The organism is Achromobacter sp. 46006 (assembly GCF_059761975.1).
The window spans coordinates 48427-57769 of record NZ_JCBANN010000032.1 but is presented as its reverse complement, the minus strand read 5'-3'; the positions used below and the strand labels follow the sequence as shown (position 1 = coordinate 57769).

Genomic DNA, 9343 nt, shown 5'->3' with positions numbered 1-9343 from the left:
GGGCCGCCCACCGGCAGAGCATCCATGGACCATACCTCCCGCCCGGGCGCGGTGTTGCGCGCCCTCTCCAACCTGTTTGGCGCCATCGCCACATTGTTCCTGCTGTTCCTGATGTTCGGCATTACGCTGGACGCCATCGTGCGCGCCATCTACGGCCACTCCATTCCCGGCCTGTTCGAGATGTCGGAGCTGAGCCTGGTGGTGATCGTGTTCCTCGGCCTGGGCTGGACCCAGATGGAAGACGCCCACATCCGCGTCACGCTACTGCATCGCAAGGTGCCGCCGCGCGTGGCGCAATGGATGGACGCACTGGCCTGGCTGGCGGCGGCCGTGGTGCTGGCACTGCTGGCCTATCCCGCCACCGGCGAGGCGCTCGAATCGATCCGGATCCGCGAGTTTCGCTGGGGTTATGTCGAAGTGCCGATCTGGTGGACCAAGGCCATCGTCGCCGCCGGGCTGTGGTTCGGCGCCCTGCAGATGCTGGCCCAGGCCGGCTGCGCCCTGTGCCGCGCCGAACCGGCGGCTCGCGCCACCCCCGCGCTGGCCCCGCACTGACCACTACCGGACCTTTGCACCATGGACGACGTCACCATAACGCTGGCCGCCACCGGCCTGATCTTCGTATTGCTGCTGTTGGGCGCGCCGGTGTTCGCCGCGCTGGCCCTGGCGGGTATCAGCGGCCTGATCCTGGTCGAGGACACCGCCTTCGTATTGAACCGCCTCAAGTCGTATTCCTACGCGCAGTCGGCCTCGTACCTGCTGACCGTCATTCCGCTGTTCATTCTGATGGGCGCCTTCGCCCACCATGCCGGCGTGGGACGCAGACTGTTCGACATGGCCCGCAAATGGGTCGGGCACATGCCGGGCGGGCTGGCCATCGCCAGCGTGCTGACCTGCGCCGGCTTCGCCGCGACCTCGGGCTCCAGCGTCGCCACCGCCGCCACCGTGGGCGCGGTGGCCATCCCCGAGATGAAGCGCACCGGCTATGACCCGCGCCTGTCGGCCGGCGCGGTGGCCGCCGGCGGCGTGCTGGGCGTGCTGATCCCGCCCAGCGTGCTGCTGATCTTCTACGCCGCGCTGACCGAGGTATCGGCCGGCAAGATGCTGGTCGCCGGGGTCTTGCCCGGCCTGCTGTCGACCCTGGTGTTCATCCTGGGCATCCGCGTCATCAGCGCCTCGCCGCAGATGGCCGCGGCGGTGCTGCCCAAGAGCCCCTGGCGCGAGCGCATCGGCTCGGTACGCAACGGCTGGCAGGTGCTGGTGCTGTTCGTGATCGTGCTGGGCGGCATCTACCTGGGCTTCGTCACGGCGACCGAAGCCGCCGCGGTCGGCGCCTTCGCCGCGTTCGTGATGCTGCTGTGCGCCCGCCAGGCGCGCGGCCAGTTACGCGGCAAGCTGGTCGAGAGCCTGCGCAGCGCCGTCACCACCACCGTGATGATCCTGTTCACCATGCTGGGCGCGGGCCTGTTCAGCCTGTTCCTGAGCCTGGTGCAGATCCCGCAACAGATCGCCGAGGCGATCGTGTCCTCGGACATCCCGCCGCTGCTGGTGGTGGGCCTGATGCTGCTGGCCTATTTCCCGCTGGGCATGTTCCTGGACGCGTTCTCGATGCTGGTGATCACGCTGCCGATCATGTTTCCGACCGTGGTGTCGCTGGGCTTCGACCCGATCTGGTTCGGCATCCTGGCCGTGAAGATGTGCGAGATCGGCCTGATCACGCCACCGGTCGGGTTGAATGTGTTCGTCATCGCGGGCATCGACCGCCAGACGCCGCTGACGCGCATCTTCCAGGGCGCCTGGTGGTTCGTCGTCATGGAAGTGGTCACCACGCTCATCCTGTTCTTTTTCCCCGTGATCGTCACGATCCTGCCCGAGATGATGCTGGGAAAATGAAGCAGGACGCGCGGCGCCGCTCAGGCCATGTTGTCGACCAGGATGATCTTCGAGACCAGCTCGGCGGTGTTCTTGGCGTCCAGCTTGCGCATGATGCGGGCGCGGTGCACCTCCACCGTGCGGTAGGAAATATCCAGCCGCATGGCGATCTCCTTACAGCTCAGGCCGTTGGCGACGTAAGCGGATATTTCCCGCTCGCGCCGTGTCAGGTTGGCGGTGCGCAGGCAGTTTTCGGCGATGCGCTCGAAGCTCCAGATCATCAGGTCGAAGGGGTCCTCCGGCGTCAGGGTGATGCCGCGCGCTCGCGCCCAGAACACCTCGCGGCTGCGATGCTGCATGAAGCGCTCGTCTTCGTAGTAGCAATTGCTTTCCAGGTGCTTGAGGCAGCGTTGGCCGATCTGGTGAAAATCGGACAGCGAAGGATAAAGCTGCAGAATCGATTTGCCCACCAATTCCCTGCGCGTGTAGCCGAACAGATTCGCGAAGGAGTGATTGCATTCCGAGATCTTGCGCGCGCTGCAGATGACTTGCGGCGCGGGAGATTCCTTGAAGGCGAGCAATGTCAGGTGAAAGTCACTCATATTGTCTCCCCGGATAGCGTGCCGGTTTTGCCGTTGCGCAGCGGAATCCGTTGCGCTTTTGTGGCGGCCCGCATCTTGTGCGTGCGGGCTTCGAGGCGCCAGTGTATAAGAAGCTTCAGGCGCCTGGAATCGACTTTTTCCAGCGGTTTCAGACCGGTTTTCCCGCCTGCGGGAGAGCCTGGAAAGGCGTGTTTTCGCGGCCGTTTTCGCGCGCGTTCGCCGGACGCTTTCCGGGGCGTTGGCGCGGCGACCCCGGCGGTGCATTCCAACAGCGTTTCAAACCCCTCATGCAACGACCTTCGGCCTTTTCCTTCACGCCGGGCCTGCCCGGCAGGCAACCATGACCGCAGCCCCCCCCGACCTGCCGCCCGCGCTGCCGCTGACGGCCCGCGTGGCACAGCGGCTGGCCTGGATCGCCCCGGGCGCGGCCGCGGTGGACAGGCTACCGCCGGCACAGCGCCGGCAGGCGGAATTCCAGGCGGGCCGGCAACTGGCGGCGCAATTGCTGGCCGCGCTGGACGCGCCCGTCACAGAGGTCGGCGTGGCCGCGGACCGCTCTCCCCTCTGGCCCGAAGGCTACGTCGGTTCGATCAGCCACAGCCGCCGGCTGGTGGGCGTGGCGGTGGCGCGGCGGCGCGACGTGCGCGCGGTCGGGATCGACATCGAGGCGATCGCCGAGGTGCGCGCGGTCGAGGCCATCGAATCGGTCTGCATGCGGCCGGAGGAACGCGACTTCGATGCGGGCGCGCTGACCCGCGCCGAGTTCGCCACGCTGCTGTTCTCGGCCAAGGAGGCGTTCTACAAATGCATGCAGCCGCTCACCCGCGTGGAATTCGATTTTCCCGACGTCACCCTGACCCGTATCGACCCGGCCGCGCAGCGCCTGGAACTGCGCCTGCTGCGCGCGGCCACGGCGGAATTCGGGCCGGGTCACCTGTTCCAATGCGGCTATCGCCGCGCACAAGGCCACGTCTATACTGCCTTGGAAATTGGTCATTGAAACCTCTCCCCCTTACGTTGTCCCCCATCGACAAGGAGCGTTCACATGTCTGATCCCATCGTTATCGTGAGTGCCGTGCGCACCCCGCTGGCCGCCTTCCAGGGCGAATTTTCCACACTTTCCGCCAACGAGCTGGGCGCCGTCGCCATCGGCGCGGCGCTCGAGCGCGCCGGGCTCAAGCCCGACCAGGTCGACGCGGTGCTGATGGGCAACGTGCTGCAGGCCGGCCAGGGCCAGGCGCCGGCGCGGCAGGCCGCCATCAAGGCGGGCATCCCGTCGTCGGTGGGCGCCATCACGGTGTCCAAGGTGTGCGGTTCGGGCATGCAGGCCGCGATGCTGGCGCACGACGGCATCATCGCCGACACCTATGGCGTGGTGGTGGCCGGCGGCATGGAATCCATGACCAACGCGCCCTACCTGCTGACCAAGGCGCGCGGCGGCTATCGCGCCGGTCACGCCACCATGTACGACCACATGATGCTCGACGGCCTGGAAGACGCCTACCAGGTGGGCCGCGCCATGGGCACGTTCGGCGAGGACTGCGCCGCCAAGTACGGCTTCACCCGCGAAGAACAGGACACCTTCGCGGTGGAATCGGTCTCGCGCGCGCAGAAAGCCGCGCGCGACGGCGTGCTGAAATGGGAAACCGTGCCCGTCACCATCAAGTCCAAGAAGGGCGATACGGAGATCGAGCTGGACGAGCGTCCGCAGAAACTCAACGTCGAAAAGATCCCGACCCTCAAGCCCGCCTTCGCCGCCAATGGCACCATCACCGCCGCGTCCTCGTCGGGCAACGCCGACGGCGCCGCCGCGCTGGTGCTGATGCGCGAATCCACCGCCAGGAAGCTCGGCTGCAAGCCGATCGCCCGCATCGTCGGGCACGCCAGCTTCGCGCAGGAACCCGAGTGGTTCACCACCGCGCCAGTGGGCGCGATCAGGAAGCTCTATGACAAGACCGGCTGGAAGACCGCCGACGTGGACCTGTTCGAGATCAACGAGGCCTTCGCCGCGGTGACCATGGCGGCCATGAAGGAACACGACATCCCGCGCGACAAGGTCAACATCCACGGCGGCGCCTGCGCGGTCGGCCATCCCATCGGCGCCTCGGGCGCGCGCATCATGGTGTCGCTGCTGGGCGCCCTGAAGGCCACCCAGGGCAAGCGCGGCGTGGCCACGCTGTGCATCGGCGGCGGCGAAGCCACCGCGATCGCGCTGGAAATGGCCTGAGCCGACGCGCGCCGGGCGGGACATTTTCATCTTGAGGCAGCTCGGCGATGAAAAATGGTCACGCCCCGGTTTAAAGACGTCACGGAATTGCGCACAAACGTATCCGTGACGCCCCCGGCGCCGCCCCGCCGCGGCGGGCCGGGCCCCGGTGGCCCGCCGACACAGGAAAACACATTGCGAAACTTGAAGCCTGCCTGCCCGTGTTGCGATCATGGCCGGACACTCATCCGGAACAAGGAGGTTTCATGCAGCGTTCCAAAACCGCAATCCTGTCGGCCCTCATGGTGACGGCCGCGCTGTCCGCCGCGCCCGTCCTGGCGGCGCAGAACGCCCCCGCCGGCCAGGCGCCGACGGCGCAGGCCGCCGCACAGCCCACCGACCAGCAGTTGCAGCGCTTCGCGTCGGCCTCGCAGAAAGTCTCGGGCGTGGTGGACGAGTACCGTCCCAAGGTCGACGCAGCCAAAACCGATGCCGACAAGCAGAAAGTGATCCAGGAGGCCGACGCCAAGATGGTCCAGCTGGTGCGGGCCGATGGCCTGTCGGTCGAGGAATTCAACGGCATCGGCCGCGCCGTGCAGCAGGACCCGCAGGTCAAGCAACGGCTGATGAACATGGGCAACGCCGGCGCTGCGGTGCAGCAGTAGCCCGCCGGCCAGACGCCGCCGCGCCCCGGCGTGGCGCCCTTTGCCCCAGCCGCGCTCCCGATGGCGCTATCCTAGAGGCCGTCCCAGGCCCCGGGCCTGTCCCCCCAAGGAGCGCGGCATCTTGACCCCCGATCTCACCCTCTACGACCTGGCCGGCGCCGATCCGACGCTGCGCTTCAGCCCGCATTGCTGGAAAACGCACATGGCGCTGGCCCACAAGGGCCTGACCGCCAATACCGTGCCGTGGCGCTTCACCGACAAGGAAGCGATCGAATTCTCGGGCCAGAAGCTGGTGCCGGTGCTGGTGCACGGCGACCACGTGATCAGCGATTCCTGGCAGATCGCCTGCTATCTGGAAGACACCTTCCCCGACCGCCCCTCGCTGTTCGGCGGCGACACCGGCCGCGCGCTCAGCCTGTTCGCCAATACCTGGGCCGACACCACGCTGGTGCCGACGCTGGCGCGGCTGCTGCTGCCGGAAATCCACGCGCTGATCGACGCCAAGGACAAGGACTACTTCCGCCACACCCGCGAAAAGCGCTTCGGCCCGCTCGAAGACCTGCCCGCGCTGCGCGAGGAACAACTGGCGGCCCTGCGCGCCTCGCTGCTGCCCTTGCGCCAGATGCTGGCGCGCCAGCCGTACCTGGCCGGCCAGCAGCCGGCCTATGCGGATTACGCGGTGTTCGGCTTCTTCATGTGGGCGCGCTGCACCAGCGCGCTGGAACTGCTGGCGGCCGACGATCCGGTGGCCGCGTGGCGCGAACGCCTGCTCGATGCCCATGGCGGGCTGGCGCGCCAGGCGCCCGTGGCAGCGGCGTAATCGAATACACGCCGTCGTGTGCGCGCCGGCGCCAGGCGCCGGCCGCGGGCCGCCCTGGCGAGCGGCCGCGCCCGGGCGCGGCTCAGGTCTTCAGGCGGTAGCCGGTCTTGAAGATCCAGCGCACCACCACCAGGCAGACGGCCAGGAACACCAGCGTCATGGCGACGCTGACGGTGACGTTGACGTCGGCCACCCCATAGAACGCCCAGCGAAAGCCACTGACCAGGTACACCACCGGGTTGAACAGCGTCACGCCTTGCCAAAACGGCGGCAGCATCTTGATGGAATAGAAGGTGCCGCCCAGGAAGGTCAGCGGCGTGATGATCATCAGCGGGATGATCTGCAGCTTCTCGAAGCCGTCGGCCCACACGCCGATGATGAAGCCGAACAGGCTGAACGTGATGGCCGTGAGCAGCAGGAAGCCCAGCATCCAGAACGGATGCGCGATCTCGAACGGCACGAACAGGCGCGCCGTGGCCAGCATGATCAGCCCCAGGATGATGGACTTGCTGGCCGCCGCCCCGACGTAGCCGGCGACGATCTCCAGGTACGAGATGGGCGCCGAGTGGATCTCGTAGATGGTGCCCGAGAAGCGCGGCATGTAGATGCCGAACGAGGCATTGGCCACGCTCTGGGTCAAGAGCGACAGCATGATCAGGCCCGGCACGATGAAGGCGCCGTAGCTGACGCCGTCGATCTGCACCATGTGCGAGCCGATGGCCGAGCCGAACACCACGAAGTACAGCGAGGTGGAGATGACAGGCGACAGCACGCTCTGCATCAGCGTGCGCCAGGCGCGGGCCATTTCGAAGCGGTAGATGGCGCGGATTGCGTAGAAATTCATGATTGTCCGTGCACCAGGCTGACGAAAATCTCTTCGAGCGAGCTTTCCGAGGAGTTGAGGTCGGTGAATTCGATGTCCAGCTCGGTCAGGCGCCGCAGCAGGCCGGAGATCTCGCCGCCGCCCTGGTTGTCGTAGGTGTAGACCAGCTGGCGGCCGTCGGCCGACATTTCCAGGTGGAACGGCTCCAGCGCCGTGGGGATGCCCGGCAGCGGCGCCTTCAGCGTCAGCGTCAGGCGGCGCTTGCCCAGCTTGGTCATGAGCGCGTTCTTTTCCTCGACCAGGATGATCTCGCCCTTGCGGATCACGCCCACGCGGTCGGCCATTTCCTGGGCTTCCTCGATGTAATGGGTGGTGAGGATGATGGTGACGCCGTTTTCGCGCAGGCGCCGCACCATGTCCCACATGCCGCGCCGCAATTCGACGTCGACGCCGGCGGTGGGTTCGTCCAGGAACAGGATCTTGGGTTCGTGCGACAGCGCCTTGGCGATCATCACGCGCCGCTTCATGCCGCCGGACAGGGCCATGATGCGGCTGTCCTTCTTGTCCCACAGCGACAGGTCGCGCAGCACCTTCTCGATGTATTCGGGGTTGGCCGGCTTGCCGAACAGGCCGCGGCTGAAGGTGACGGTGTTCCAGACGCTTTCGAAGGCGTCGGTGGAGATTTCCTGCGGCACCAGGCCGATGGCGCTGCGGGCGGCGCGGTAGTCCGTGAGAATGTCGTGGCCGTCGGCCAGCACCCGGCCCTCGGTCGGGTTGACGATGCCGCAGATGATGCTGATGAGCGTGGTCTTGCCGGCGCCGTTGGGGCCAAGCAAGGCGAAGATCTCGCCGCGTTGGATTTCCAGGTCGACGCTTTTGAGCGCCTGGAATCCGGAGGCGTATCGCTTGGATAGGCCCTGAACTGAAATGACAGGCTGCACACTTGCTCCCGGCGTGGTGGTCAACCCCTGATTTTACCCGCGCGGCGCGGGCCGCTTGTTCGGCCTGGCGGAACGCTGTGTTTGGAAAACGGCATCAAAGCGGGCCATCGCGCCGCCGGCGCGTCAGCCTTCCACCGCCAGTTCTTCCCAGCCCAGGTCGCGGGTGCGCGCCAGGGCGCCGGTCACCGCGGCGGCCGCGTCGCGCGCCGCGTCCTCCAGCGCATCGCCGGCCAGCAGCCGAGCGGTGATGGCGGCCATGAAAACGTCACCGGTGCCATGCACCGACGGCGCAATGGCTACTTCCGGATGGCTCAGCACAAGGCAGTCGCCGCGCGTGACCACCGCCAATTGCAGCGTGCCCGGCGCCGCCGCCTGCGGCGCGGCGCTGGTGACCACGATCCATTCCGGCCCTTCGGCGATCAGCTCGCGCGCCGCCGCCGCGACCTCGTCAATCGAGGCCAGCGGCCGGCCCACCATCTGCTCCAGCTCGAAATGATTGGGCGTCATGCCGTGCGCATGCGGCACCAGCCTGCGGCGGTACTGCGCCACCAGGCCGGCGTCCACGTACAGGCCGTCGTTGCGGTCGCCCATGACCGGGTCGATATGCACCCGCACCTGCGGCCGCGCCGCGCGCAGCCCGCGCAGCCAGTCGGCCAGCAGGTCGGCCTGGCCGGGCTGGCCGAGGTAACCGCAGACCACCGCGCGCGCCACGTCGGTCACGCCGCGTTCATCCAGGCCGCGCAGCAGCCCCTGGAACCAGTCCAGCGGCACCGCGCCGCCGTGCAGGGTCGGATAGTGCGGCGTGTTGCTCAGGATGACGGTGGGCAGCGCGATGGCGCGCAGCCCGGCCTGGCGGAACACCGGCATCGCGGCATTGTTGCCGACGCAGCCATAGACCACCTGCGATTGGATGGAAACGACGTCGACCCGCGCGGTCACGGCGGGCAGCGCTGCGCCGGGCGTCGGGGCAGCGGATATGGCGGTCATACGGCGGGCTCCTGCGGACAGAGACGGATTCGGCCCTATTCTATGCCTGCGTTCACGCCGTGCGGCTGATGAAATAGATCTTCTTGACGAACTGATCCACTTCCCAACGCCCGGTATAGCCCTCCGGCATCACGAAGGCCTCGCCCACGGTCAGTTCGTGCACCGTGCCGTCCGGATCGACCAGGCGCGCCGCGCCTTCGACGATGTAGCCGAACTCGATGTAGCCGGTGGTGTTGGACTGGAAACTGCCGGCGGTGCTTTCCCAAACGCCGGCCTCGGCGCGGCCGCCATTGCCTTCGAACGCGGTCACGGTGCGGAACGCCGCGTCGCCCGAGATCGGCCGCCGGGGCTTGCCGGGCACGGGGTTCTTCATGGGGCCGGCGTCGATGCGGACCAGCCGCGATTGATCATGCTTCACTGCGTTGTC

General features: G+C 67.3%; 11 protein-coding genes. 6 read left to right on the top strand and 5 right to left on the bottom strand.

The features are described from left to right. Window positions 1–24 precede the first annotated feature (24 nt). Window positions 25–555, top strand: coding sequence for a TRAP transporter small permease subunit (locus AC6LKG_RS16375; protein WP_498165909.1), 531 nt, complete (start codon window positions 25–27; stop codon window positions 553–555). Window positions 556–576: 21 nt separating this feature from the next. Then, the gene (locus AC6LKG_RS16370; protein ID WP_498165907.1) at window positions 577–1893 is read left to right on the top strand and encodes a TRAP transporter large permease; all 1317 of its coding nucleotides are present in this window, start codon (window positions 577–579) and stop codon (window positions 1891–1893) included. Window positions 1894–1913: 20 nt separating this feature from the next. On the opposite strand, the gene AC6LKG_RS16365 is transcribed toward AC6LKG_RS16370, so the two are convergent. Continuing rightward, window positions 1914–2474 (bottom strand): LuxR family transcriptional regulator, encoded by a 561-nt coding sequence (locus AC6LKG_RS16365; protein WP_006386116.1) that lies wholly within the window; start codon window positions 2472–2474, stop codon window positions 1914–1916. A gap of 340 nt (window positions 2475–2814) precedes the next feature. On the opposite strand from AC6LKG_RS16365, the gene AC6LKG_RS16360 reads away from it, so the two are divergent. The 4 genes from AC6LKG_RS16360 (at window position 2815) to AC6LKG_RS16345 (ending at window position 6165) form a co-directional block, all read left to right on the top strand. After that, the gene (locus tag AC6LKG_RS16360) at window positions 2815–3474 is read left to right on the top strand and encodes a 4'-phosphopantetheinyl transferase family protein (RefSeq protein ID WP_498165905.1); all 660 of its coding nucleotides are present in this window, start codon (window positions 2815–2817) and stop codon (window positions 3472–3474) included. A 45-nt stretch (window positions 3475–3519) separates the two neighbouring features. After that, window positions 3520–4701 carry an acetyl-CoA C-acyltransferase gene (locus AC6LKG_RS16355; RefSeq protein WP_498165903.1) on the top strand — a complete coding sequence of 394 codons (1182 nt, stop codon included), beginning with the start codon at window positions 3520–3522 and terminating at the stop codon, window positions 4699–4701. A 245-nt stretch (window positions 4702–4946) separates the two neighbouring features. Next, window positions 4947–5345: a DUF4168 domain-containing protein gene (locus tag AC6LKG_RS16350; protein ID WP_498165902.1), complete on the top strand. Its 399-nt coding sequence runs from the start codon at window positions 4947–4949 to the stop codon at window positions 5343–5345. Window positions 5346–5466: 121 nt separating this feature from the next. Beyond that, entirely contained in the window at window positions 5467–6165 is a 699-nt protein-coding gene (locus AC6LKG_RS16345) for a glutathione S-transferase family protein (RefSeq protein WP_498165899.1), read from the top strand. Between the two features lie 82 nt (window positions 6166–6247). Here AC6LKG_RS16345 and AC6LKG_RS16340 read toward each other — a convergent pair whose 3' ends face one another. The 4 genes from AC6LKG_RS16340 to AC6LKG_RS16325 all read right to left on the bottom strand — a co-directional run bounded on the left by AC6LKG_RS16340 (window position 6248) and on the right by AC6LKG_RS16325 (window position 9334). Next, window positions 6248–7009, bottom strand: coding sequence for an ABC transporter permease (locus AC6LKG_RS16340; protein ID WP_063570272.1), 762 nt, complete (start codon window positions 7007–7009; stop codon window positions 6248–6250). Then, window positions 7006–7929: an ABC transporter ATP-binding protein gene (locus AC6LKG_RS16335; RefSeq protein WP_024069649.1), complete on the bottom strand. Its 924-nt coding sequence runs from the start codon at window positions 7927–7929 to the stop codon at window positions 7006–7008. The genes AC6LKG_RS16340 and AC6LKG_RS16335 overlap by 4 nt, the downstream gene beginning before the upstream one ends. Window positions 7930–8052: 123 nt before the next feature. Next, window positions 8053–8916, bottom strand: coding sequence for a pyridoxine/pyridoxal/pyridoxamine kinase (gene pdxK / locus AC6LKG_RS16330; RefSeq protein ID WP_498165896.1), 864 nt, complete (start codon window positions 8914–8916; stop codon window positions 8053–8055). Between the two features lie 52 nt (window positions 8917–8968). Continuing rightward, window positions 8969–9334, bottom strand: coding sequence for a cupin domain-containing protein (locus AC6LKG_RS16325; protein ID WP_498165894.1), 366 nt, complete (start codon window positions 9332–9334; stop codon window positions 8969–8971). Window positions 9335–9343 lie beyond the last annotated feature (9 nt).

Excerpts from the sequence above, each read along its gene's own strand:
- AC6LKG_RS16355 (WP_498165903.1), top strand. The coding sequence starts at position 3,520 with ATGTCTGATCCCATCGTTATCGTGAGTGCCGTGCGCACCCCGCTGGCC.
- AC6LKG_RS16350 (WP_498165902.1), top strand. The coding sequence starts at position 4,947 with ATGCAGCGTTCCAAAACCGCAATCCTGTCGGCCCTCATGGTGACGGCC.
- AC6LKG_RS16370 (WP_498165907.1), top strand. The coding sequence starts at position 577 with ATGGACGACGTCACCATAACGCTGGCCGCCACCGGCCTGATCTTCGTA.
- AC6LKG_RS16360 (WP_498165905.1), top strand. The coding sequence starts at position 2,815 with ATGACCGCAGCCCCCCCCGACCTGCCGCCCGCGCTGCCGCTGACGGCC.
- AC6LKG_RS16365 (WP_006386116.1), bottom strand. The coding sequence starts at position 2,474 with ATGAGTGACTTTCACCTGACATTGCTCGCCTTCAAGGAATCTCCCGCG.
- AC6LKG_RS16340 (WP_063570272.1), bottom strand. The coding sequence starts at position 7,009 with ATGAATTTCTACGCAATCCGCGCCATCTACCGCTTCGAAATGGCCCGC.
- pdxK (WP_498165896.1), bottom strand. The coding sequence starts at position 8,916 with ATGACCGCCATATCCGCTGCCCCGACGCCCGGCGCAGCGCTGCCCGCC.
- AC6LKG_RS16375 (WP_498165909.1), top strand. The coding sequence starts at position 25 with ATGGACCATACCTCCCGCCCGGGCGCGGTGTTGCGCGCCCTCTCCAAC.